Source organism: Marinobacter sp. F4206 (genome assembly GCF_019392195.1).
Lineage (GTDB): Bacteria > Pseudomonadota > Gammaproteobacteria > Pseudomonadales > Oleiphilaceae > Marinobacter.
Genome location: NZ_JAHXKI010000001.1, coordinates 182,026 through 207,163 on the forward strand (window position 1 = coordinate 182,026; position 25,138 = coordinate 207,163).

The window sequence follows — 25,138 nt, forward strand, 5'->3', positions numbered from 1 at the left end:
TAACCCCCGTCAGAGGTGGCCTTGGCGCCTTTTCATGACCATCATCCCTGCTTAGGCTTAATAGGCTTGGCTTTTGCGAACGGGAAAATATTCAACTGACCGGTGGTGCATCTTCAGCCAGTGCAGTAACGATGAAATGGTAAACGCATCGTTATCTACACCATCGAAGTCCACACCCAGGCCTTTGTCCGACTTTCTTACGACATGGGCCTTCAGTCTCCGAAACTGCCGCTCCTCCCTTTCCGGAAATCGAAACTCGATCTCCAAGGTTTGGTTAAGCTGGACATCGCTGTAATCGGTTGCAATGAACAGCCCCCGCTTCGATGCATCCCGGATCTGTCCAGTCGCGACAGGCATGCCCCGTTTGTAGACAAGCAATCCCAGCTTTCCCGGTACACGCTTACTGAGTCTGTGTTCCATGAATCCTCCCAGATTGACCCACTGAATTACGCCACGATGTTGGACATAGAGTGAACAATTTATATCCAACTTTTTTCAACCACATTTTGATGTTGATCAAAAACCATCCAGTCGTCATGTTAATCTTCCGTATAGTCCCGCGAGTTCCCGAATACTGCCCGCAAGGCCGGATGGGACGACTTGCCAATCCAGCTTCCACAACCAGTTGTTTTCAATCGTACCCGGGGTGTTGAACCGTGCCTCGGTGCCGAGTCCGAGCAAGTCCTGCATCGGCACAATGGCCAGAGACGATACGGAGCGGAAAGCCGCCTGAATCATCGGCCACGGCATGTTCTCGCCGCTGCTGCCAAGGTAGTGGTTCACATAGTGCCGGGTGCGATCGTCCAGACTCTCATACCAGCCCAGTGTCGTATCGTTGTCGTGGGTGCCGGTATAAACCAGGTTGATTGGCTCGTGATTGTGAGTCAGGTGTGGGTTTCGGGGGTTGCCATCAAAACCGAACTGGAGAACGGTCATGCCAGGCAAATGAAACGACCGGCGGAGCTCCTCGACTTCATCACTGATGACTCCCAGGTTCTCCGCCACCAGTGGGAGCTCCGGAAAGGCCCGGAAGCAGGCCTCCAGGAACTCTCGTCCGGGGCCGGCAACCCAGTATCCGTCTCTCGACAGCCCGCTCTCGGCCGGAATCTCCCAGTAAGCTTCCAGCCCCCGGAAATGATCGATCCGGATGAGATCGAAAAGATGGCGCTGACTGTCGAGTCTCTGTAGCCACCACTCGTACCCTTCACCGGCCATAGCCTCCCAATCGTATAACGGGTTCCCCCAGTGCTGCCCATCGGGAGAAAAGTAGTCCGGGGGAACCCCTGCCACCGCCGTTGATTGGCCCTGGGAGTCGAGCTTGAACAGGTGCCGGTTAGCCCAGACATCGGCGCTGTCATGAGCAACAAATATCGGAATATCCCCGAACAGACGAATGTCCCGTTCGTGGGCATAGTGTCTCAGGGCTTGCCATTGCTGATAGAAAAGGAATTGCTCGAATCGGACTCGTTGCCTGCTGCTATCCGCCTTTTCAGCAAACGCCGCAAGCGCCTCCGAATGACGGTCCCGGAGTTCGGTGGGCCACTGAAGCCAGTTCAGGCCCGGGTGAAACTCCCGAATGGTGATGAAGAGCGAAAACTCGTCCAGCCAATAGTCGTTTTCCGCCCGGTACTCCAGATAATGCCGATAGCCCTGGTTATCCGGCTCTGCCTCAGCCAGAGCAAAAAATCGCTGGGCCGCTAACTCAAAACAGGATTGGCGGCCGGGTTTTAGTACGCCATCATCAAGCTCGTGCTGATCCAGCAACCCGGAAAGGATGAGTTCGCTCAGATCGATAAAGTCCGGATTTCCGGCGTGCGCCGACAGGGACTGGTAAGGAGATAGATCCGAATGCGTCGGGCCTATGGGCAGAGTTTGCCACACCCGGATGCCCGCGCTGGCGAGAAAATCCACGAAATTCCGGGCACTTTGCCCAAGAACGCCCCATGTGCCCGGCAGGCAGGTGGGATGAAGCAATACACCGGCCCTACGGGTGCTGAACAGGTCCGTCCCGACTGCCCGTTCGGTCATACCCTGTCATTCCTGTCGTGCCCCGGGCGCATGGCGCCACCCCGCTCGGGTGCCCCGCTGCCCTGACTGAGTTTCTGGAACACCGACGCCGGCGCCGGGTAGCCAATCAGGTCGTACAGGTTAACCAGATGCTTTCGATACAGGTGCTCGAAATCACTGACAATCTGCGCGGGATTGTAATCGCCGAACCACCAGAACCAGTCCGAGCCCTCGCAAATCGCCAGCTGCAATTGGGCGGCCTCTTTCTGCTCGCTGGTGAGACTTCCGTTGTCCATTACCCGGTCATAATGGAGTTTTGCCTCGCAAAGCAGCTCCCACGCACGATTCTTGTCCGGGTCTCCGATCCAGGTCGAGAAAGTCCCGTAAATCCAGCTCCCCGCGACCAGGTGCGGCAAGGCAACGGTCGTGCAGACCGGAACCGACAGGAGATCCCGATACGTGGTGAGCCTCAGCCTCGGATGATTCTCTAGCATCTCATAGAGTTCATCCAGAAAATGGAACCCGTTCTCCGGATAGTATTCCCAGGCATTCTCACCATCCAGAATCACCGAGATAACGGGTTTTGAATCCGGTGTTCCGTGGGCCGCAATGTTTTCCATGTGGTGGACCAGATCACTCACCGCGTCACTTGCATGCCAATCGGCGTAGTTGAATCCAATCAAATCGGAGAGTCCGTCATCCCGGAAAAAAACCGTAGCCGAGGCGTCCCCGAATCGATAAGGCTTGTGAATCCCATACTCGGGTAAGGATCCATCAGCCGCTCTCGCTTGGTTGAGGCTGTTGTGGGCCACTGAATCACCGCTGGCCGTCCAGCGAAATCCGTGTTCATCAAGGCAGGCCAGGGTCCGTTGGCTCAGTCCTCCCTCGGAGGCCCAACAACCGGTTGGCTCAACTCCGAAAAACCGTTGGAACACCCGTTTTGCCTCGTCAAGCTGCCATGCCACCCGATCCTCTCCACCGGGGTAGGTTTCGTAGGCCGGTAACAAAATATCGGGCATGGCCTCGCGGGCAGAAGTGAGCTCAAGTAGAAGCGGCAACATGCTATGGCTGAACGGACTGACCGACAACTCAACCTGCCCTACCTGGGCCAGGTGTCTGTAACGTGGTCCAATACCGGCCAACACCTCGAAGATAACTTCCATCAGGGCGTACCGATCATCCCGTGAAAATTGCCAGCCCTTTTCCTGAAGGCTTCGGACGCAATGGTTTTCGCGCCGGATGGTTTCGCCCATCCAGCCGAGGTGATACCAGACCAGCAAATCACTAAGAAGCATTGGAGACATATAACGCTGCAGCGCGGGTTTCCTGCGATACAGGTCGGCAAGCTCAGCAAGCCTTGCGTAGGCGGGAAACCGGTTGATGATCCGGTCTGCATTGGCCCGAAGGCACTTTCCCATCAGATCGAGAAAGCCCGGGTTGCCGGGCTCCGGCAAAGTTTCAGCTACCAATGCAGCGAGCAAAGGATCACCGATTTCACCGGCGCCATGGCGCCAGCGCTCAATATGCACCAGGTAGGTTTCAATCTGTTCCAGCAGAATCGGCGCGAAATTAACGACCGCCCGGGCCCCGGGATGGGCCTCAAGATGCCCGGCCATATCACTGTAGTCCTTGATGGTATGCAGATATACCCAGGGAAACTGGAACTGCCCGGTCTGGAAGTCCTGATAACCGGGCTGGTGCATATGCCAGAAAAGAACCACCGGAGTCCGGTCGTCAGAGTCCATGAGGATAATCCTGTCCGAGCAACTCGGGCGTAATCAGCACGACGCCTTTCGGCGAGACGTAGAAGCGTTTTCGATCTTTGGCGTCGTCAAATCCCACCTCCATGCCATCGGGTATCCGGCAGCCCCGGTCAATCAGCGCCTTCCGGATACGGCAATGCCGTCCGATCTCGACGTCCGGGAAAATAACGGAATCCTCAACCTCACTGTAGGAATGGATCTTGACTTGGGAAAACAGCAGTGAATGACTGACCGAGGCCCCCGACACAATGCAGCCACCGGCGACCATGGAATCCACGGCGGTTCCGCGCCGGTTTTCATCATTGAAAACAAACTTGGCGGGTGGAAGCTGCTCCTGGTATGTCCAGATAGGCCATTTGGAATCATAAAGATTCAGTTCCGGGCTCACGGAAATCAGTTCAAGGTTGGCCTGCCACAGAGCATCCACAGTGCCGACATCCCGCCAGTATGCCTCCTTGTTCTGGACAGGATCCCGAAACGGGAACGCCATCACCTTCAGCCGTTCAATAACCGATGGGATGATGTCCTTACCAAAATCGTGAGAAGACGAGGCTTCCCGCTGATGATCACGCATCAGTTCATCAAACAGAACCTGAGTGCTGAACACGTAGATCCCCATCGACGCCAGCGCCTTTCCCGAGTTGCCCGGCATGGGGTTTGGTTTCTCTGGCTTTTCGGCAAACTCGGTAATTCGCATGTCGTCATCGACCGCCATCACGCCGAATGCGGGGGCTTCTTCCAATGGGACTTCGATGCATCCCACCGTGATGTCCGCCTCGCTTTCAACATGGGCGGCAAGCATGGTGCCGTAATCCATCTTGTAGACATGGTCACCAGCGAGAATCAGCACATATTCGGGGGTGTGGCTGCGAATGATGTCGAGATTCTGAAGCACCGCATCGGCCGTACCCTCGTACCAGGAGGTCTCGATTCTCTGCTGGGCCGGGAGCAGTTCCACAAATTCATCCAGCTCGGCGCGCAGGAATCCCCAGCCTCTTTGAATGTGGCGGATCAGTGAATGAGACTTGTACTGGGTAATGACCCCGACCTGCCCGATTCCGGAGTTAATGCAATTGGACAGGGGGAAATCGATAATCCGGAATTTGCCACCAAAGGGCACAGCGGGCTTGGCACGCCATTTGGTGAGATCATGAAGGCGTGAACCTCTCCCTCCGGCAAGCACGAGAGCAAGGGTTTGCCGAGTGAGACGACTGACATAACGCTTGGCCGTTTGCATAGATGCTTCCCTGAAAACCCCGAAGTTTTCCGTCATGGCGCCAGCATCCGTTGAACCGGATTTCGGCACAGTTTTGACGAGCATATTAAGATTAGAACAGTATCACTCAATTATGGCGTAAAATTGTTGCAGGTCATTTTTTGTCCACCTGCCATAACGTCCAATGGAACACCCTTTGTCAGGAATGAGCGTGGTCTATGGAAAGCCCCACCCTGAGTGAGTTTGATCTCCACCTTTTTAATGAGGGACGGCATTGGCACATCTACAATGTGCTGGGCGCTCACCTCTGTAAGTCCAAAGGAGTCGAGGGCGTGCGGTTTTCGGTCTGGGCTCCGCAGGCGCAGGCCGTCAGCGTGATTGGCGATTTCAACGCCTGGGCGTCGGGACGCGATGAGATGGCCAGCACCGGCGATTCGGGGGTCTGGTCCTGTTTTATCCCCGAGGTAAAGCCAGGCGCGCTCTACCGCTTTTGCATAACCGGTCCAGACGGGCAGAAGCTTGAGAAAATCGATCCCTACGGGCAGGCGTTTGAGTTGCGTCCAGCCAGCGCGGCCGTTGTTGTTGAACGGGGCCATTTTGCCTGGCAGGACGGAGACTGGCTGACCCGTCGCAGCCACTGGAACTGGCAGGAAGCGCCGATTTCAATCTATGAGGTGCATGCGGCATCGTGGCGCCATCACGGTTCCGGGCGATGGCTTACCTATCGCGAACTGGCTGATCAGCTCATTCCCTATGTTCTGGAAATGGGGTTTACCCACATCGAGCTGCTCCCCCTGACCGAGCACCCGCTGGATGAGTCCTGGGGCTACCAGACCACCGGTTACTACGCCCCGACCAGCCGCTTCGGCAGCCCTGATGACCTGAGATACCTGATAGATCAATGTCACCGGGAAAATATTGGGGTGATTCTGGATTGGGTGCCAGGGCATTTCCCGACCGATGAACACGCTCTGGCCCGTTTTGATGGCAGCGCCCTGTATGAACATGAGGATCCCCGCAAGGGCAAGCATCAGGACTGGGGCACGCTGATCTACAACTATGGACGACACGAAGTAAGAAACTTCCTGATTGGCAGCGCCCTTTTCTGGCTGGACACCTTTCATATTGATGGTCTTCGGGTGGATGCCGTCGCCTCAATGCTGTACCTCAATTACTCTCGTAAAGACGGGGAATGGGTTCCGAACATTCACGGTGGCCACGAGAACCTTGAGGCCATCGAGTTCCTGAGGGAGCTGAATGATGTTTGTCAGCAGCGTTTTCCAGGAGCTTTGGTAATTGCCGAAGAATCCACCTCCTGGCCTGGTGTCACTCGTCCGGGGCAAATTGGCGGGCTTGGCTTCAACCTGAAATGGAACATGGGCTGGATGCACGACACCCTGGATTACCTCCGGCAGGACCCGGTATTTCGCCAGTATCATCACGACAAACTTACGTTTGGATTGCTGTACGCCTTCTCGGAAAACTTCCTGCTGCCTTTGTCCCACGATGAAGTGGTTCATGGCAAAGGCAGCCTGCTGAACAAGATGCCCGGGGACGACTGGCAAAAGCGGGCCTCCCTGCGCCTGTTATTTACCTTCATGTTCACCTACCCCGGCGCCAAACTGCTGTTCATGGGCGGGGAATTTGGCCAGAGCCGGGAGTGGAACGAATCCCGGGAGCTGGACTGGGGTTTGCTGGCCACGCCGGAGCATCAAGGCCTTCAGGCCCTGGTGCGGGACCTGAACCATCTTTACTGCCGGGAACCCTCACTGCACATCAGGGGCTTTGCCGCCGACGGTTTTGAATGGATTGACTGTCACGACTCCTCGCAGTCGGTGATCAGCTATCTGAGAACGACAACCGGCGACAGTACCGTGGTCGTGGTGAACTTTACTCCGGTCCCCCGTTACCATTACCGAATCGGAGTGCCGGAAGCCGGGCCGTGGCACGAGGTTCTGAACTCCGATTCCGAGTACTACGGCGGCAGCAATGTAGGCAATCCCTTTGCCATAACCGCCGAGAACACCCCCTGGATGAACCGGAACTGGTCACTGGAACTCACGCTCCCGCCGCTTGGAGCGGTTGTACTGAGGCCGGCCAGATGACCCGAGTGCTGTTTGTCTCAAGTGAGGTGTACCCACTGGTCAAGACCGGTGGACTCGCGGATGTATCGGCCAGCCTGCCTGAAGCCCTGTGCAGGCTGGGTTACGACGTGAACATCCTGCTGCCCGGCTATCCCTCGGCAATGGAAACGGCTGGCGCATCCGGGGCAAGCCGAAAAGCCCGGATCTCTATTGATGGTTATACCGTTAATCTGGTTGAGACCCGTCTGCCGGGAGCCGCGGTGACGCTCTGGCTGGTCGATTGCCCGCCCCTGTTCGGGCGTGAAGGCAACCCCTATCAGAATGACCAGGGTGAAGATTGGCCAGACAATGCATGGCGTTTCAAATTGTTTGCCCGGGTGGGGGCCAAAATCGCCATGGACCAGGCCGGACTGTCCTGGCATCCGGAAATTGTTCACTGCAATGACTGGCAAAGTGCCCTCTTACCGGTATTCCTCGAGCCATATCCTGAGCGCCCCGGGACCGTCTTTACCATTCACAATCTGGCCTACCAGGGGCTGTTTTCCCGGAAAACCTTTGAGGATCTGGGTCTGGACGAAAGCCTGTGGCGTTTTGAAAAGCTGGAATTCCATGGCCGGTTGTCCTTCATCAAGGGCGGACTGGTTTTCAGCGACCGAATAACAACGGTCAGCCCGGGCTACGCCGAGGAGATTCAGACCCCGGCGCTGGGCTACGGATTGGATGGGCTGCTTCGTTATCGGCGACCACAGTTATCCGGGATCCTGAACGGAATTGATACTCGAACCTGGAATCCGGAAGAGGACCCTCATCTTGATAACCATTACGGTCGGGACCACCTGAAAAATAAACGTCTGTGCCAGGCCAATTTGCAACGATCACTTGGCCTGGGGCCCAATGGCGCCGTTCTGCTGGGTTTCGTGGGCAGACTGGTCGAGCAGAAAGGCCTGGACTGGCTGTTGACGGTGATGCCGCCTTTGTTGGAACGGGGCTGCCAGTTTGCGATGCTGGGGTCCGGCGAACGTCGCTACGAGGAGCCACTCAAGGAACTCTCATTGAAATGGCCGGACCGGGTCTCCCTCACACTCGGTTATGACGAGGCATTGGCTCACCGGATCACCGCCGGTTGCGACCTGTTCCTGATGCCATCCCGATTCGAACCTTGTGGCCTCAACCAGATGTACAGCCTGCGTTACGGGACAATTCCTGTGGTTCACTCCGTTGGTGGCCTGCGCGACACAGTCTTCGATCCCGCTGACACCGGCATTGATAATGCCAATGGCTTCTGTTTCAAATCGCCCGATTCGGCCAGTTTTCTGGCCGCTATTGAACGCGCGCTGGATTGCCATAAGAACCGCAAGGCCTGGCGGAGGTTGCAGGAAAACGGCATGGCTGGCGACTACTCCTGGAAGCAAAGCGCCCTGCACTACGGCGAGCTTTACCAGGGAATCCTTGCTGAACGACAGGACCCGAATTTGAAGTAGCGGGAACGATTGCCCATAAAGGAGGCACTCATCATGCCTAAAGCTACCGAGTTTCGACTTGAGGCCAGACCACGAGTTCCCGAGGCGTTGGAACGCCTCGAGGAACTGGCCAACAACCTGTTTTACAGTTGGGATCATGGGGTGCGAAACCTGTTCGCCAGGATCGACCTGCCACTCTGGCAAAAGGTTGAACACAACCCCAAACTGTTTCTTCGGCGAGTGGCTCAGGGGCGCCTGGATGAAGCCAGTGAGGACCGTGCTTTCCTCGCAGAATATCGCCGGGTGCTAAGCAGTTATGACGCATATCTGGAGTTGGAGTCAGGTCCGGAAGTTGATGAAATCCTGAATCGGGAGACCTCACTGGTCGCCTATTTCTGCGCCGAATTCGGCTTCCATGAGAGCTTCCCGATCTATTCCGGCGGTCTTGGCATCCTGGCAGGCGACCACTGCAAGGCAGCCAGTGACCTTGGGTTACCGTTTGTCGCCGTCGGCCTTCTGTATCAGCAGGGTTATTTCATTCAGACCATCGATCCCCAAGGTCAACAGGTTGCCCGCTACCAGTCCCATTTCAGCGATGAGCTGCCGATTACCGCGGTGGAGCACAGTGGCGAGCTGCTCAAAGTCACGGTGCCCTTCCCCGGCCGTAACGTGGTGGCTCAGGTCTGGAAGGCCCAGATAGGTCACATCGACCTGTACCTGCTTGATACCCATACTCCCGAAAACAGTCCTGAAGACCGGGAATTGACTCTTCGACTCTACGGCGGCGACGAGTCCACCCGCATCAGTCAGGAAATGCTCCTCGGAATCGGTGGCACCCGTGTCCTCGAAGCGCTGGGGCTGGCTCCGACCGTCTGGCACATCAATGAGGGGCACGCGGCTTTTCAGATTCTGGAACGATGCCGGCAACTTACCGTTAACGGCCTGGACTTCGAAGCAGCACTGGAAGCGGTTGCAGCCTCCACTCTGTTCACCACGCACACACCGGTGCCGGCGGGGCACGACATCTTTGGCCGGGATCTTCTTGATCATGCCCTCGGTGCCTACCTGGATGAGTCCGGTCTGGATTTTGAGAAAGTCTTCGCTCTTGGCTCCAAGAATGGCGAGGACAGCTTCAATATGACCAGCCTCGGACTGCGCGGTTCACGATTTCATAACGGGGTAAGCCGAATCCATGGCGCCGTCGCTTCAGAAATGGAGGGTGATGTCTGGCCGCAGATTCCGGCCGGGGAAAACCCTATCGGGTACATTACCAACGGTGTCCACGTACCGACCTTCCTGGCACCCGAGTGGGCCAGTCTGTTTGATATTCAGGCGCCGACCTGGCAAAGCGAGCTGCGCAATGCCGAGTTCTGGGAGTTCGTCGACCGGATCCCGGATTATCACTACTGGAGTGTGCACAAGGCCCTCAAGCAGCAAATGGGCGAGTTCGTGGTCAATCAGCTTCAGCGGCAGCACGTCCGTAATGGCACCGGACATTCGGTGACCGACAGGATGACACGGCAAATCGTTTCGGCAGAAAAGGACACGCTGGTCATCGGCTTTGCCCGGCGCTTTGCCACCTACAAGCGGGCGACGCTGATTTTCTCCGACCTCGGGCGGCTGGAACGTCTTTTGACCAACAAGGACCACCCGGTTGTTCTGCTGTTTGCAGGCAAGGCTCACCCAAAGGACAAGCCCGGGCAGCACCTGATCAAGGTGATTCACGATCTGTCGATGCATCCGAATCTCATGGGCCATGTCATCCTGCTGGAGGACTACGATCAGGCCATGGCCCGCCATCTCCTGAGTGGCGTGGACGTCTGGCTGAACACGCCAGAGTATCCAAAGGAAGCAAGCGGTACCTCCGGTGAAAAAGCCGCACTGAACGGCGCTTTGAACCTGAGCGTGCTCGATGGTTGGTGGGGTGAAGGTTATGACGGAGAAAACGGCTGGGCAATCACACCGCGCAACCTGGACCTCGATCCCGAATTTCGGAATGAGGAAGAGGCACGGGACCTTCTGGACCTGCTGGAGTTTGAAATCATCCCGCTCTATTACAACCGAGCCTCCCAGGGCTACTCCAAAGGCTGGGTAAAGCGTTCAAAAGCGTCGATGAAGACTATCACTCCGCGGTTCAACAGTCAGCGAATGGTTATGGATTATGTCGAGCGTTATTACTCCCGGGCCTCTGTGCAGGGTAACAAGATGCTCGCAAACGATGCGGCGATTGCCAGAGACGTCGGCGCCTGGAAACAACGGGTGCGGGATGCCTGGCCGGGCGTCAGCCTGAATGTACAGGGTTGTGTGCAGTCACGCTGCGCCTTCGATGAAACCATCGAACTCCGGGTGGAAGCGCATCTTAATGGGTTAACGGCCGGAGACGTCAGGGTCGAATGTCTGGTGGATCCTCAATGCATCGGGAGCCACCACTTGTCTGGTCAGAATCTGATCCTGCTCGAAGAAGAGAGTGATCAGGACGGGAAAACCGTGTTCTCGGCGCAACTTGCGCCGCCGTATCCCGGCCTGCAGACCCTGAGGCTCAGAATGTATCCCTACCATGACGCCCTCACCCATCCGCTGGAGATGGGCGCCATGCTATGGGTCTGAGTACGCCCGGTCTGGTTCAATCAGAGCGCGTGGCGCCTTATGAAGCGGCCAATATCCAGCACTTCCTCCAGGCAGACGCTGTGCTCCATCGGGAAGGTCTGGTAAGTGGGGGTGTAGCCCATCTCTTTCAGGGTTTCGACACTCTTCACGCCCAGCGATTCCGGAACCACGGGATCGAACGTGCCGTGGTAGACGCTGATGGGCGTTTCCGCATTGGCCGTTGAGGGTTTGATGGTCTCTGAGGTCGCGAAATAGGTGGAGAGCGCGAGCACACCGGCGAGTCGCTGGGGATAGGTCAGGCCCAGTTCATAAGCCACGGCGCCGCCCTGGGAGAAACCCGCAAGAATGATCTTTTCCGCCGGTATGCCCCGTTCGATTTCGCGGTCCACCAGTTTGGCCACCGCCTTGGCCGAATCCATCAACTGATCGGTATCCACGACCCGATCAATATCCATTGCCTTGATGTCGTACCAGGCCGGCATCGTCATACCGCCATTGATGGTCACCGGCATGTTGGGGGCGTGCGGGAAAATAAAACGGACCGCCGCGCCCTCCGGCAACCCCAGTTCCGGAACCACCGGCTCAAAATCGTGGCCACTTGCTCCCAGCCCGTGTAGCCAAATTACTGCCACGGTCGGTTCTGAAGCGGTTTCCAGTTCAATAAAATCAAGATCCTGCACACAACACCTCGTTGACGTCGACAAATGAATCGCCGGAGTTTTTCCGGGGCTGTTAGTCTGAATTCGCTTCCAGCGCGGTCACCACCGGATTCGCATACATGTCCAGAAGGTACGGCCGAATGGTCGGATCACAGGCGTCCAGACGCCGCTCCATCTCGGCTTCCGCCGCTTCCAGTTCAGCCGGTGACCAGGCTTCTGCTGTAACCACGGTTTCGCTCACATTTTCGGGCGTGGCGTGGGACTCCGGGTGCACACCACGCATCTGATAGGCCATCAGGTTAGACGCATGCAGATGATAGTGAGCATGCATCTCCCGGTCGATCCGTTCGGCCAGCTCCTTGGGAGTGTCCGGCGAGTCGTGAATGGGTGCTCCAAAGTGCACATGCACATGCCCTTTGAACCCGGTCAGCCCCTTCATGATCTGGTCGGTATCCTCGCCTTCTGACTTCGTGTAGTTGCCTGTGCGGGCGCGGGTTTCCAGTTCCCTGGCCTTGTCTTCGTCGCAGGGGTCGTATTCGTAGGCAATCGAAACAGGGACGATGTGTAACCGGTTCATAGCCTCGGCAAAACTGAGCCCGCTTTTCTTTCGGCTCATGTAGAACATTTTGATGATAGCCGGATCGGTAAAGTCGAGACCATCTTTGGCCCGCCCCTCCCGCTGCGCAATCCAGATGCTGTTGTTGGTATCAATGCTGTGGTTGATGAAGCCGGAGAGCGTCATGTAGGCATCCCGCATTTCCCGCGGACTGGTTATGTTCCGGCGTACCACGAAGCTCTTGTTAAGCCGCATCATTTCGGCAAAAACCCGGTTCGCCAGCAGGTTGTCGCCAATGGCAATTCTCGTGGTGTGGAAGCCGTGCTGGAACAGCTGGTAGTTCACCACCATTGGGTCAAACACAATGTCCCGGTGGTTCGAAATGAACAGGTGGGCACTGTTCTTGTCCAGGTTTTCCAGCCCGCTGGCAGTGACTCGGGTGGTGGTGTTGTCCACCAGTTCACCAACGTATTCCGAGAGGCGGGCCTGAAGATCGTCAACTCGATTAAAATGGCCAAAATGGCTGATCAGCCAGCGCCGGATAAATACTCGCAGTACTGCGGGAGCCCACCGGGCTAGGGTCGGCGACTTGAAGCGCCCGATCATATCCAGAAAATCCGGATCATTTACCAGACGCCGGATGGCCGGGCCGGTCTCTTCGTCCGAATAGGGACGGATGGCATCAAATTCCTGCATGGAAGCCCTGTTATTGTCAGTGTCTGTCACAGAATTTCGCTGAACGGCGGTTCAAAAGGGCGGTATTGTAGCGTTTATCAAGTAACTTTGCCTCCATCGAAACACTTCCCTTTCGCCATCCCCACCGGCGAATCTGGTATCATCTGCGACCGCTGCCAAGGCAGTCTTTATGTCCCTGCAATCCTACCGGCCCTTGGCCGGACAACCGGTTACCTTATGCACTTTGAACAGGACTTTGATCAGCTCACCAACGAACGCCCGACAGCCTCCCGCCGGGATCCGGAACAGGTTCTCCACGAAGTGTTCGGTTATGAGGCCTTTCGGCCCCTGCAGGGTGACATCATTCGAGAAGTGGTCAACGGCAATGATGCGCTGGTACTTATGCCCACCGGTGGTGGTAAATCGCTATGCTACCAGGTCCCGGCGCTGGTACGGCCGGGCACGGCCATCGTTATTTCCCCGCTGATTGCCCTGATGCAGGACCAGGTTGCGGCCCTCAAGGAACTCGGCGTGAATGCCGCCTTCCTTAACTCCACGATGGATTTCGAGCAGGCGCGCGCCACCGAATACGCCCTGACGACCGGTGAGCTTGATTTACTGTACTGTGCGCCGGAACGTCTGATCCAGCCGCGCACCATAGATCTCCTTCACAACGCATCGATTTCCCTGTTCGCCATTGATGAGGCCCACTGTGTTTCCCAGTGGGGGCACGACTTCAGGTCCGATTATCTTCAGCTAAGCATGCTCGCGGGCGAATTCCCGGGCATTCCCCGCATCGCCTTGACCGCAACAGCGGACGAGCGTACGCGCAAGGAAATCGCCGAACGGCTCACACTGGCCGAAGCGCGCCATTTCGTCAGCGGTTTCGACCGCCCAAACATTCAGTATCGGATTGCACCGAAAACTAACGCAAACAAACAGTTGTTGGACTTTATTAAATCAGAACATGAAGGCGATTGCGGCATCGTCTACTGCCTGTCACGTAACAAGGTGGACGCAACCGCCAAAATGCTGGCAGACAAAGGCTACACCGCTCTGCCCTATCACGCAGGCCTTCCCGCGGAGGATCGGGCACGTCATCAGGAGCGCTTTCTCCGGGAGGACGGTGTCATCATCGTCGCGACCATTGCCTTCGGTATGGGAATCGACAAACCGGACGTTCGATTTGTCGCCCACCTAGACCTGCCGAAAAGCCTGGAAGCCTACTATCAGGAAACCGGTCGAGCCGGACGCGATGGCAAACCCTCGACCGCCTGGATGGTGTATGGCCTTCAGGACGTCATCAAGCTTCGGCAAATGCTGGAAGCCTCCCAGGGTAACGATCAATTCAAGCGGGTGGAACGCCAGAAGCTCGACGCCATGCTGGGGTTGTGTGAGGTTACACGGTGCCGCCGGCAGGTCCTGTTGCGCTACTTCGGGGACGTACTGGATGAGCCCTGCGGCAATTGCGATACCTGCCTGAATCCCCCGGAAACCTGGGACGGGACAGTGGCCGTCCAGAAAGCACTGTCCTGCGTTTTCCGAACGGGCCAGCGTTTCGGCGTGACCTATCTGATCGACGTACTCAGGGGTTCAGAGAACGAGCGTATCCTGCAATCCGGTCATCACGAGGTGTCGACCTATGGCATCGGTACCGAACTGTCCGCCAATGAATGGAAATCGGTCTTCCGTCAGCTTGTCGCCAATGGCTACTTGCGCGCCGATCCAGAAGGCTATGGTGCGCTTCAGCTGACAGAACACTGCCGGCCTTTGCTCAAAGGCGAACATCAGGTTGAGTTGCGAAAAGACCCTGTCATAAAGAAAACGTCTTCCCGGTCTTCCGGTACACGGAGCGGCTCGGCGGTTCGCGATCAGATTACCGACAGTCAGGGCTGGGAGGTGTTGCGCGCCTGCCGCAAGGAGCTCGCAGAACAAAAAGGGGTGCCGCCCTATGTGATCTTCCACGACACTACCCTTTTCGACATGCTTGAGCGCAAGCCCCGCTCACTCGAAGAGTTGGCGGAGGTCAGCGGTGTTGGTGCTGCCAAGTTGGAGAAATATGGAGCGACCTTCCTGGAAGCGATCGCCGGCCTGGACCAGAGTTGATCCTTGCGGCCAGTCAGTCGGCCGCTTTGAAACCCTGCTTTCTCACCCGGTAATGGGCAATGGAGTTGGCAACATGATTGCCTTTCTCGTCATGGAGCTGACCTTCCAGCGTGAACTTCGCCCGACCGGTGGCATCGGCTTCTGACAGGATCTTATCCACCTCTTCAGGCGACAGCGAGAACTCCACGGTAACGTCGGAATTGGCCGGCTGGAGAAACTGGAGGGTCATCTCCTTGAGAATCGGCGTGTAGGACGGCCCGAGATCAAACAGGGTAAGAACCCCGCCGGGAATTTCGGCCACCAGGAAGTAGGCGCCGGCATACAGGCTTCCAAAATGGTTCTTGTTGCCTTTGAGCCTGATTCTCGCCTTTACATAACCCGGCCTTAACTCCTCGACGCTGAACCGGTTTCGGGTGGCGAAGGGGATCGACAACCCGATAATTCTGTTCACCGCCGCGTATCCACCAGTTTTGCGTAACCAGGCCAGTGGACTGGCCAGGGTGGCCTTGGAGTCCGAGTTTGCAACCCACTGCCCTGTCGCGCCAATAAGATTATCGATGAGTGCCATAATTTTGCTCGTCTATTGTTAAGGACCCGATCATCACAATGGCCGTCTGCGTCCGCAACATAGTTTTACAATTTTTTTGAAGGTTTCGGCCTTTTTTGATCAGGTTCTGTTCTAAAGTAAAGACTTTAATCACGTTTTGGGCCGGTTAAGCCGGCACATGTTCCGCCGATGGAGAAGGAATTCTGGCTTTGGAACTGTCTAACGTGGGCTCCCTTCACGGCCCTGGTCAAGGTGAAGTTTGCCCCAATCTCTTGCGGGTCGCCGTCCTGATGGCTGTACTGCTGTGCCCAGCATCCTGGGTCCATGCTGGTGCGTCGGTCGATCCCACCCGCGATTATCTCCTGTGGTACCGCAACTACGACAGCCCCGCCATCCACGCGCTGGTCAAACTTGCGCTTCGGAAAACGCCGGAATACGGATCGTATCGGCTGGTCCGAAGCCAGGAACTCAGTCAAGGACGGGTGCTGCGAGAGCTAAGCCGGAACCAGTCCCGGCTGGTGGATATCGCGAACGTCGCCACCTCTCAGGAAAGGGAAGCCTTTCTGACGGCCGTGCCCATCCCCATTGACGGAGGGCTGCTGGGCTTCCGGGTCTGTGTCGTACGACCTGAAAACTTACCCCTGTTCACGAACATTCGCACCCTCGAAGACCTTGAAGGATCGAATATCCGCATCGGACAGGGCACCCACTGGCCCGACACCGAAGTACTGCGGGCCAACAACATCAAGGTCGTTACCCACACACGCTATGAAATTCTTTTCTCAATGCTTCGGAATGACCGTTTCGAATGTTTCGCCAGAGGAGCCAGCGAGGTCCTCTACGATCTGGAGGTCGAAGCCGATCCCAATCTGGTGATTGAGCCGGACATTCTCCTGGCCTATGCCATGCCTTCGTACCTGTTTGTGGCGCAGGAAGATCGGCAAACGGCCCACAGACTGCAGTTGGGAATGGAGCGCGCCATACTGGACGGAAGTTTTGGGGAATTTCTGAAGACTTACTATGGTAGAGCGGTGAAAGAACTGAACCTGCCCCGCCGTCGTGTCCTGGTTCTGGAGAACCCCTATCTCAGTGAGGATTCAGGGAATGTCGGACGGCGGACACTGGAAACCCTGCGCCGCCGTCTCGACCTGCTCAGCCGCTAAACCCGGAACCGGGAGGCGTTCTGATTGAGGGTCTGTCCGATGCTCTCGATCTGCCCACTGTAAACGTCGTTTTCACTGGCTGCCGCCGCGGCTTCCTGACCCTGATCGGCAATTCGTGTGATTGACGAATTCAGTTCCTCTGTGACCGACGTCTGCTCTTCCGATGCCGTTGCGATCTGCGAAGTCATCTGGTTGATTGAGGTGATTGCCTCGGCAATCCGGCTCAATGCCTCCATGGCATCCTGGGCCTTCTCCATACTGACGTTGGAAACAGCCGTGGATGCGTTCATCACGTCCACCGCATCGTTGGCCCCTTTCTGCAGGCGCTCAATCATATTGTTGATTTCTTCCGTGCTGGCCTGGGTTCTCTGGGCCAGGTTACGGACTTCATCCGCCACTACAGCGAATCCGCGACCCGCCTCACCGGCCCGGGCCGCTTCGATGGCGGCGTTGAGCGCGAGCAGATTCGTCTGTTCGGCGATTCCCTGGATCACTTCGAGGACCGAGGTGATTGCGGTGACATCCTTGCCCAGTGTATTGATCACCTCGGCGGCCGCGTTAACTTCCCGGGCCAGCTTCTGCACCGCATCCCGCGAGGCCGCGACGGTTTCCAGCGATGCCCGGCTATCGTTATCCGCGGTGTTGGCGGCATCGGCGGTCTGCTGGGCATTCTGGGCAATCTCTCCAGCCGCCGCTGACATCTCGTTGATGGCCGTTGCAACCATATCGATTTCGGCCTGCTGCTGCTCCACGCTGGAACGGCTGGTGCTGGCCGTATCGCGCAGGGATCGAACGTTGCTGCCCAACTCCTCGCTACCCTGCTGAACGTCCCGAACCACCGTCTGGATATTTTCCACGAACCGGTTGAAGCTCTCCGCCAGCTGCCCAAATTCGTCCCGGGCCGTGACTTCCAGTCTCTGGGTCAGGTCCGCATCGCCGGTGCCAATATCTGCCATGGCGCTGTTTAGTCTGCGTAGGGGCGACATCAGCACCTTGATTCCCAAGTGCAGCACCACCAGGGACACCAGCAGACCAATAATGGCGATCACCAGGCCCGTCATGCGAGCGTTCTGCACCGGCGCGTTGATTTTATCCTGGTTAACGAACGTCCCCAGATACCAGTCCACGCCCCGGGCGTCGCTGATAGGGTAAAAACTGGCACTCCATGAGGCTTCCCCGGTCGCGTAGTCATGGGCCCGGCCATCCAGGAACGGCTTCATGCCAATCAGCGTCTTGATGTTCTTGCCGATCAGTTCCTCGTCAGGGTGAAACAGAACGATGCCCTTGGCATTGATCAACGCGGCGTAGCCGGTGTCTGCAAGCGTGACGGTTTCCAGCGTTTTCTCAATGGCGCCGAGCCCGATATCCGCCCCGGCAACACCCTCATAGGCACCATTTTTCACCGGTGCGAGTGTGGAAATGATAGTGTCATTGGTGCTGGCATCCCGGTACGGTTCGGTAAAGGAGGCTTGGCCAAGACTCATGGCTTTTTTGTACCAGGGCCGAACTCGCGGATCGTAATCTGCCGGCAGGGTGGCGTTGGCGGCTTCGGACTTCATTAGCATGAAGCCATCGGTCCGGCCCACGTAAACATCCCGGAACCCCCCGCCGGTGGTGATGGCCTGGAGTACCGTACGGGCCTGTTCGTCGGTTTTCGCCCGCTCCAGTGCTTTGGCGGCCGATTCGGTCATGGTCAGCCGGGTGTTAAGCCAATCGGCGATACTCGACGTACTCTGGGCGACCGTATCGTCGATCAGCGCATCGACGTAGGTGGACGTGGTTTGCTGCAATCGCAGGTCGCCGGAGAGCGTAAAAGCGCCCATAACAAGCAAAAGCAGCACACTGAAGGCGATCAGGAGCTTTTGGCCAAAAGTCAGGTTCACGGTGGAATCCTCGCGGGGAAATCATTGGGTATCATTAACGAAAGCACTGGAAGGTACGCTTTCCCGAAATAAAAGTCCGTTAAGTGATGTTTCGGCCTGTTATGCGAACTCTTTAACAGCATCTGATAAACTTCTGTAACTAGTTGCCGGTTACGTCGCTTTCTCCATTTTCGAACCTCAAACGGGAGCCGATCTGAATGGCCCACGAAGAACTTCACCTCAATCTCAGGAATCTGACACTCGAGGATTACGATCAACTTCAGATCCTGATGGACCGAATTTACGATGACATCGGAGGTGCGTGGCCGAAGGAAACCATCAAGGCCCTGGTGGAGCAATTTCCGGACGGGCAGATCTGTATCGAGGATAACGGTCAGCTCATCGCCGTGGCCCTGACCGTCTGCGTCAAATATGAGCGGTTCAGCAATCCGCATACCTACGACGACCTCATCCTCCGTAACGAAAAGATCTGGCACAACGCCAACGGTGACTCTCTTTACGGCCTGGACGTCTTCATCCACCCGGAATTCCGCGGTTATCGCCTGGGTCGGCGGCTCTACGAGGCTCGAAAAGAGCTCTGCCGTTCGATGAATCTGCGGGCCATTCTCGCCGGCGGCCGCATTCCCAACTATCACAAGTACTCGGACCAGTATTCGCCGGCCGAATACATTCAGCGGGTGGATCGTAAGGAAATCTACGACCCGATCCTGACCTTCCAGCTGTCGAACGACTTCCAGGTCACTCGCCTGATGCACAAGTACCTGCCGGAGGATGAGAAGTCCCTCGGCTACGCCACCCTGCTGGAATGGCGAAACATCCTCTACACGCCGCCCTCCTCCGTTTTGAACGTGAAGAAAACCCAGGTCCGACTTGGCGCCGTGCAATGGCAGATGCGTGAATTCACGTCAGTGGAGGAAGTGCTCAAGCAGGTGGAATACTTTGTCGATGCGCTCTCTGATTACAAGAGCGACTTCGCCCTGTTCCCCGAGTTCTTCAACGCACCGCTGATGGGCCTGACCGATCAGATGGACCAGACCCGCGCTATCCGCTTTCTGGCGGGTTTCACCGAGCAGTTCCGGGACGAAATGTCTGAGATGGCGGTGAGCTACAACATCAATATCATCACAGGCTCCATGCCCCTGCTTGAAAACGACCGCGTCTATAACGTGTCCTACCTGTGCCACCGCGACGGCCGGGTTGATGAGCAGCGCAAGATTCATATCACGCCACATGAACGCCGGGACTGGGTCATCGAAGGTGGTAGTGATTTCGAAGTGTTCGACACCGATGCCGGCCGGGTCGCAATCATGATCTGCTACGACATCGAGTTCCCGGAATTGGGGCGGATTGCCTCCAGCGAAGACGTCGACATCATCATGGTTCCGTTCTGGACAGACACCAAGAACGGCTACTTGCGAGTTCGCCACTGCGCGCAGGCTCGGGCCATCGAAAACGAGTGTTATGTCGTGATCACCGGCAGTGTCGGCAACTTGCCGAAAGTTGAAAACCTGGACGTCCAGTACGCCCAGTCTTCCGTATTTTCCCCGTCGGATTTTGCCTTTCCCCACGATGCGGTAATGGCGGAAACCACGCCGAATACGGAAATGATCATGTTCTCGGACATGGACCTCGAAAAACTCAAGTTGGTACGGAACGAGGGTTCTGTCACCAACCTGAAAGATCGGCGCGTGGACATGTATGAACTAAAGAAGAAGTAGTCCCGGCAGATAAACTCTCGGGGAGTTGAAGAACTGCCTGAGAGCTACAGCGTAGGGCACTGATGGCGTTGCCAAACCGCAAATCAGTGTCTATTGTTTAGACAATATCCAGCTCGTCTTCCGATAAGCGGGCTGCAGTGGATACGGAAATCACCAGAGTAAATGTTGATGAATGAATCACTACCAGACTTGGTTGCGCAGTTTCGAGTAAGGCAGGGTCTGTTCCGAAAGGAGCTCGTTGAAGCCGATCTCTACGAATTGGACGCATATGGGTGTGTGATGAAGACCGACAAGGTATTCAAACCTGGCGATACCATCGTTCTCGACCTCGTTATGGATATGCCCTTCGACAAAATTCGCGCCGAGGGTGTCACCGGACTTGTGACAGAACGAAGAAAACACTGCAGCAACTTCTTTTACTCTATTGATTTTGTTGAGATAGATTCCGAGAAAGACTCTCCCCTCGCGGAGAAACTCCGTAGAATCCGGGAAGTACTCTCGAAAAAGCAGTCTCTGAAATCAAGACGTTCCCCAGGGCCTCTCTCCGGCTTCCGGCAATTGGCCTGATCCTGTTCGCCCGTTCTATCCCCACCCGCAAGGAGATGTCTCATGGCAAAGAAAGCCAAACCGAGCGTTGATAAGATCGTCAAGAAGGTTAACAAGGAATTCGAGAAGACGTCCTCCCAGATCGAAGGACTGGTCAACGACGCGCTTAAGCAGTTCGACAGCTTGCAGCAACAGATTCAGGACCCGGTCAGGAAACTGCTTAAAGAGGTGGACGACCTGCGAGATCGCGAAATGAAGCGATTCAATGAAGAGTTCGAACGCAGGCTGAACGAGTTCCATGAACTTCAGAGCAGCATTCTCGAGCGTCTTGGGGTGGCTTCGAAAGAAGCCGGAGAAGAGGTCAAGAAACGCACCGAGGAAATCAGCAAGGAAGCAAAAACGGCAGCCAAGAAGTCGGCACCGAAAACTTCCGCCAAATCCGGCAGCACGGCCGCCAAGCCTGCAGCCAAAAAAGCAACTGCAAAGAAGACTCCGGCCAAAAAAGCTCCTTCGAAGAAGCCGGCGGCCAAAAAGCCTGCGACCACTGCGGCCAAGCCTGTCGACAAGGGCAACTTGACTCTGGTGAAGGGCATTGGCCCGGCGACAGCCAAGAAAATGAAGGAAGCTGGCATTACCTCCATTGATCAGATCGCCAACCCGTCTGCGGCCGACCAGGAAAAACTCAAGGCCTTCTCCAGCGTCAAAGGATTTTCCCAGTTCACGACTGAAGCCAAGAAAATCGTCTGATGCGAACGCCTGACCAGCCTGTATTACGGGACATAGTCCTGATTGGCGGTGGGCACAGCCACGTCGGGGTACTGAAGCGGTTCGCGATGAACCCCGTCCCCGGCGTGCGCCTGACCCTGATCTGCCGAGATACCCATACGCCCTATTCCGGTATGCTGCCCGGTTATGTTGCGGGCCATTATACCTACGACGACGTTCATATAGATCTCAGCCGGCTGGCCGAATTCGCCGGGGCCCGATTCTATCGCGACGAAGCCGTTGGTATCGACCGGGAGCAGAAACGTGTGCTCTGCCGGGGTCGACCGGATGTGCCCTATGACATTCTGTCGATCAACATCGGCTCATCGCCGCGTGTCAATGAAGTCGAGGGTGCAGCCGACCACGCGGTTCCGGTCAAACCCATTACCGGTTTCAATAACCGCTGGCTTGCCTTGTTATCCAGGATCGAGAACCACGATGGCCCCCTTTCCATCGCAGTCGTTGGTGCCGGCGCGGGCGGCGTTGAGCTGACGCTCGCCATGCAGTTCCGATTGACGAAAGAACTCAGGCAACGCGGTAAGGACCCCGATCAGCTGCACTTCCATCTGTTCGACGCGGCCAACGAGATTCTTCCCACCCACAATCCCAAGGTCCGTGAAGTCTTCCGCAAGACTCTGTCTGATCGGGGTGTGAAAGTTCATCTCGGCTCCCCGGTAAGTCGAGTTCAGGACGGCCTGCTGTTAACGGAATCCGGAGAATCCCTCCAGACAGACGAGGTCCTTTGGGTAACCCGGGCCGGCGGCCCCGAGTGGCTGAAGGACACCGGCCTGGCCCTCGATGAGGGCCTGTTTCTTCGGGTGCGGGACACGCTCCAGTCGGAGAACGACGACAGCATTTTTGCAGCCGGCGATATTGCCAACGTGGTCAACCACCCAAGGGAAAAGGCCGGTGTCTTTGCGGTCCGACAGGGGCCTCCCCTTGCCGACAACCTGAAGCGCCTTGCCCTGGGCAAGGCTACCAAGGATTTTCATCCCCAGAAAAAATGGTTGGCGTTAATCAGTACTGGTGACAAATACGCCGTTGCCTCCCGCGGCAATATGCAATTTGACGGCGCCCTCGTCTGGCGCTGGAAGGACTGGATCGACCGTAGGTTCATGAAGAAGTTCAATGACCTGCCGGAAATGGCCGATGAAGCCAAACTTCCCGATACTGCGGCGGCCCAGAACCCGGAAGAAGCTTCTCAGGCCATTTCAGCCGTGGCCATGCGTTGTGGCGGCTGTGGCGCGAAGGTTGGCAGTACTGTGCTGTCTCGTGCACTCGGGGAACTCAAGCCGATCGAGCGCGACGATATCATCATCGGCCTGCATGCCCCCGACGATGCGGCCGTTCTCCGGGTTCCTCCTGGCAAGGCCGTCGTCCATACCGTCGATTTTTTCCGGGCGTTTATCGACGATCCCTACGTGTTCGGCCGGGTTGCGGCCAATCACAGCCTCGGTGACGTCTTCGCCATGGGCGCCGAAGCCCAGAGCGCGACCGCCGTCGCGACCGTACCCTACGGCATTGAATCGAAGGTCGAGGATGTCGTCTACCAGATGATGTCCGGTGCCGTGGACGTCTTGAATGAGGCCGGGTGCGCCCTCGTGGGTGGCCACACAGGCGAAGGCAAGGAACTGGCTCTGGGATTTGCCGTAAACGGTCTCATTGATCCTGATGAAGTCATGAGCAAGGGCGGATTACGAGCCGGCGACGTTCTTGTGCTCACCAAGCCGATTGGCACCGGCACGCTGTTTGCCGCTCATGCCCGGCTTGCGGCCAGGGGGCGATGGATCGACAGCGCCCTCACCTCCATGATCCAGTCCAACAAACTCGCGGCGGAATGCCTGAGACGCCACGGATCCCGTGCCTGCACTGACGTTACCGGCTTCGGCCTGCTCGGACACCTGGTGGAAATGACGCGCCCCTCGGGCGTTGACGCGGAGCTGGATCTATCGGCGATCCCGATACTGCCGGGGGCGGAAGAAACCGCGGCCGCCGGCATCCTTAGCTCTCTCCAGCCTGCCAATATTCGCCTGCGCCGCGGTATTCGGGACCAGGAGAAGTGGGTCAAACATCCCAGGTACCCCCTGATCTTTGATCCGCAAACAGCGGGCGGGCTGCTCGCCAGTGTGGCAGCAGATCAGGCCGAAGCCTGTGTGCGTGAACTGAAATCCCTGGGTTACCCGCACACCGCCATCATCGGCCGGGTGCTTCCACAGGATATGGAAGGGGCGATCGAACCCATCTCACTGAAGGATTGATGGCCCGAACGGAGCGCTCAGCTACTGCAAGCAGCGCGGCCTTGAACAGCCAGCTGCAACGCCTTCTCCAGGGACCGTTGTTCGTTCTCCGGCGTGAAACGGGGAGCAACCTCGGCCACCTGGGCCGACAAGCGCCCCAGAAACCCCGGTTCGGACTCAGCACGACTCAGTAGGCTGGCAAGTGAAACCTCATCCCGGGCCGGGAAGTAACCTTCGTAGTCCTCGCCCAGCAGGCCGCGGTTGCCCGGAATGTCCGAGGCGAGTATGGGCAGCCCCGCCCGACAGGCCTCGGAGACGACATTGGCACCGCCCTCCATTACCGAGCTGATCACCATGAGCTGGCACCGCGCCATCAGGGCCCGGGTCTCTGCCTGGTCGAGTTCACCGAGCCATTCGAAACGAGGGTTCTGCGCTACCTCCTGCTCGACCATCGCTTGCCACTCCGCGTTGTGCGGTTTGCCAGCACAGAGCACCCGGAGTTTCGAATTATCAGGCACAAGCCGAGCGGCCACAGCGGTACGGAGGGAATCCTTCTCCTCACGCAGGTGGCCGATCACACAGACATCGAATGAACTGTCATTACGGTTGGCCGAACCCGGTCTCGGAACCGCGTCAGCGGACTGAAACAGGGTAATCAGCTTATTGGTGAATTCCGGCGGAATATCTCCGGCCACCCGGTCGTGCAACCCGATCAAGACATCGGCCGCCGCCATGGAAGCCCGCGTGGGAAGTGGGTATTCCCTCTGGTGGCGGTAAATGTCGGTTCCGGTCAACGCCAGAATCAGGGGTGCCTGTGGCCAGCATTTCCGAAACACCTGGATAGCATCGTGGCTGCGCCAGGCGTGGAGAGCAATAAAGGCATCGCAGGGCTCCCCGGCATAGTCGGTCACCACCGTGACCTGATGTCCGGCTTGTCCGAGCAGGTTGGCCCAGCGTTCTGCGGTTGCCCGATTTCCCGCACGGGATCCGGGAGGCGCGGGGGTGATCATTATTATTTTCATCTTTATCCCATTTACAAACGATGCCAGAACTTGAGGTTACAGGGCTGAGCCATTCAAACGAGCAACTCGTATAGCTGTTCAGAGTTAGCGTAAATCAAGGTATCCTTTGGCGTTCGGGATGCAA

At 57.0% G+C, this 25,138-nt stretch carries 18 protein-coding genes; 9 read left to right on the forward strand and 9 right to left on the reverse strand.

Annotated elements, in window-relative coordinates; all coding sequences use genetic code 11:
• Positions 1-57: 57 nt before the first annotated feature.
• From KZO34_RS00895 to glgC, 4 genes are all read right to left on the reverse strand, one after another.
• Complete coding sequence (locus KZO34_RS00895) at positions 58-420, reverse strand: PilZ domain-containing protein (protein ID WP_219472427.1); 363 nt, start codon at positions 418-420, stop codon at positions 58-60.
• 114 nt (positions 421-534) lie between these two features.
• Positions 535-2,028 carry a 4-alpha-glucanotransferase gene (malQ, locus tag KZO34_RS00900; protein ID WP_219472429.1) on the reverse strand — a complete coding sequence of 498 codons (1,494 nt, stop codon included), beginning with the start codon at positions 2,026-2,028 and terminating at the stop codon, positions 535-537.
• Entirely contained in the window at positions 2,025-3,752 is a 1,728-nt protein-coding gene (locus KZO34_RS00905) for a glycoside hydrolase family 57 protein (protein WP_219472431.1), read from the reverse strand. Before KZO34_RS00905 ends, malQ begins: the two co-directional genes overlap by 4 nt.
• Complete coding sequence (glgC, locus tag KZO34_RS00910; RefSeq protein ID WP_219472433.1) at positions 3,742-5,007, reverse strand: glucose-1-phosphate adenylyltransferase; 1,266 nt, start codon at positions 5,005-5,007, stop codon at positions 3,742-3,744. The genes KZO34_RS00905 and glgC overlap by 11 nt, the downstream gene beginning before the upstream one ends.
• A gap of 197 nt (positions 5,008-5,204) precedes the next feature.
• On the opposite strand from glgC, the gene glgB reads away from it, so the two are divergent.
• Genes glgB through glgP form a run of 3 tightly spaced genes read left to right on the forward strand, consistent with a single transcriptional unit; the run spans position 5,205 to position 11,137 of the window.
• Positions 5,205-7,091 carry a 1,4-alpha-glucan branching protein GlgB gene (gene glgB / locus KZO34_RS00915; RefSeq protein WP_219472435.1) on the forward strand — a complete coding sequence of 629 codons (1,887 nt, stop codon included), beginning with the start codon at positions 5,205-5,207 and terminating at the stop codon, positions 7,089-7,091.
• On the forward strand, positions 7,088-8,551 hold the full coding sequence (glgA, locus tag KZO34_RS00920) for a glycogen synthase GlgA (protein WP_219472436.1): 1,464 nt from the start codon (positions 7,088-7,090) through the stop codon (positions 8,549-8,551). The genes glgB and glgA overlap by 4 nt, the downstream gene beginning before the upstream one ends.
• A gap of 33 nt (positions 8,552-8,584) precedes the next feature.
• Entirely contained in the window at positions 8,585-11,137 is a 2,553-nt protein-coding gene (gene glgP / locus KZO34_RS00925) for an alpha-glucan family phosphorylase (protein WP_219472438.1), read from the forward strand.
• A 20-nt stretch (positions 11,138-11,157) separates the two neighbouring features.
• Here the strand turns inward: glgP and KZO34_RS00930 are convergent, their stop codons facing one another.
• Both KZO34_RS00930 and KZO34_RS00935 read right to left on the reverse strand, forming a co-directional pair.
• Positions 11,158-11,817 (reverse strand): alpha/beta hydrolase, encoded by a 660-nt coding sequence (locus KZO34_RS00930; RefSeq protein WP_219472441.1) that lies wholly within the window; start codon positions 11,815-11,817, stop codon positions 11,158-11,160.
• 52 nt (positions 11,818-11,869) lie between these two features.
• Complete coding sequence (locus KZO34_RS00935) at positions 11,870-13,048, reverse strand: 1-acyl-sn-glycerol-3-phosphate acyltransferase (protein WP_219472938.1); 1,179 nt, start codon at positions 13,046-13,048, stop codon at positions 11,870-11,872.
• 216 nt (positions 13,049-13,264) lie between these two features.
• On the opposite strand from KZO34_RS00935, the gene recQ reads away from it, so the two are divergent.
• Positions 13,265-15,133, forward strand: coding sequence for a DNA helicase RecQ (gene recQ / locus KZO34_RS00940; RefSeq protein WP_219472443.1), 1,869 nt, complete (start codon positions 13,265-13,267; stop codon positions 15,131-15,133).
• Between the two features lie 13 nt (positions 15,134-15,146).
• Here the strand turns inward: recQ and KZO34_RS00945 are convergent, their stop codons facing one another.
• Positions 15,147-15,701 carry a YiiD C-terminal domain-containing protein gene (locus KZO34_RS00945; protein WP_219472445.1) on the reverse strand — a complete coding sequence of 185 codons (555 nt, stop codon included), beginning with the start codon at positions 15,699-15,701 and terminating at the stop codon, positions 15,147-15,149.
• A gap of 188 nt (positions 15,702-15,889) precedes the next feature.
• On the opposite strand from KZO34_RS00945, the gene KZO34_RS00950 reads away from it, so the two are divergent.
• Positions 15,890-16,843 (forward strand): transporter substrate-binding domain-containing protein, encoded by a 954-nt coding sequence (locus KZO34_RS00950; protein WP_257900127.1) that lies wholly within the window; start codon positions 15,890-15,892, stop codon positions 16,841-16,843.
• Here KZO34_RS00950 and KZO34_RS00955 read toward each other — a convergent pair.
• On the reverse strand, positions 16,840-18,726 hold the full coding sequence (locus KZO34_RS00955) for a methyl-accepting chemotaxis protein (protein WP_219472447.1): 1,887 nt from the start codon (positions 18,724-18,726) through the stop codon (positions 16,840-16,842). The two genes, KZO34_RS00950 and KZO34_RS00955, sit on opposite strands and share 4 nt — an antisense overlap.
• A 197-nt stretch (positions 18,727-18,923) precedes the next feature.
• On the opposite strand from KZO34_RS00955, the gene KZO34_RS00960 reads away from it, so the two are divergent.
• The 4 genes from KZO34_RS00960 to selD all read left to right on the forward strand — a co-directional run bounded on the left by KZO34_RS00960 (position 18,924) and on the right by selD (position 24,013).
• Complete coding sequence (locus KZO34_RS00960) at positions 18,924-20,444, forward strand: bifunctional GNAT family N-acetyltransferase/carbon-nitrogen hydrolase family protein (protein WP_219472450.1); 1,521 nt, start codon at positions 18,924-18,926, stop codon at positions 20,442-20,444.
• A 168-nt stretch (positions 20,445-20,612) separates the two neighbouring features.
• Positions 20,613-21,011 (forward strand): hypothetical protein, encoded by a 399-nt coding sequence (locus KZO34_RS00965; RefSeq protein WP_219472452.1) that lies wholly within the window; start codon positions 20,613-20,615, stop codon positions 21,009-21,011.
• 42 nt (positions 21,012-21,053) lie between these two features.
• The gene (locus KZO34_RS00970) at positions 21,054-21,737 is read left to right on the forward strand and encodes a helix-hairpin-helix domain-containing protein (RefSeq protein WP_219472454.1); all 684 of its coding nucleotides are present in this window, start codon (positions 21,054-21,056) and stop codon (positions 21,735-21,737) included.
• A complete protein-coding gene (gene selD, locus KZO34_RS00975) occupies positions 21,737-24,013 on the forward strand; it encodes a selenide, water dikinase SelD (protein ID WP_219472457.1) in 2,277 nt (758 codons plus the stop codon). The genes KZO34_RS00970 and selD overlap by 1 nt, the downstream gene beginning before the upstream one ends.
• A gap of 17 nt (positions 24,014-24,030) precedes the next feature.
• On the opposite strand, the gene senB is transcribed toward selD, so the two are convergent.
• On the reverse strand, positions 24,031-25,014 hold the full coding sequence (senB, locus tag KZO34_RS00980) for a selenoneine biosynthesis selenosugar synthase SenB (protein ID WP_219472459.1): 984 nt from the start codon (positions 25,012-25,014) through the stop codon (positions 24,031-24,033).
• Between the last annotated feature and the right edge of the window lie 124 nt (positions 25,015-25,138).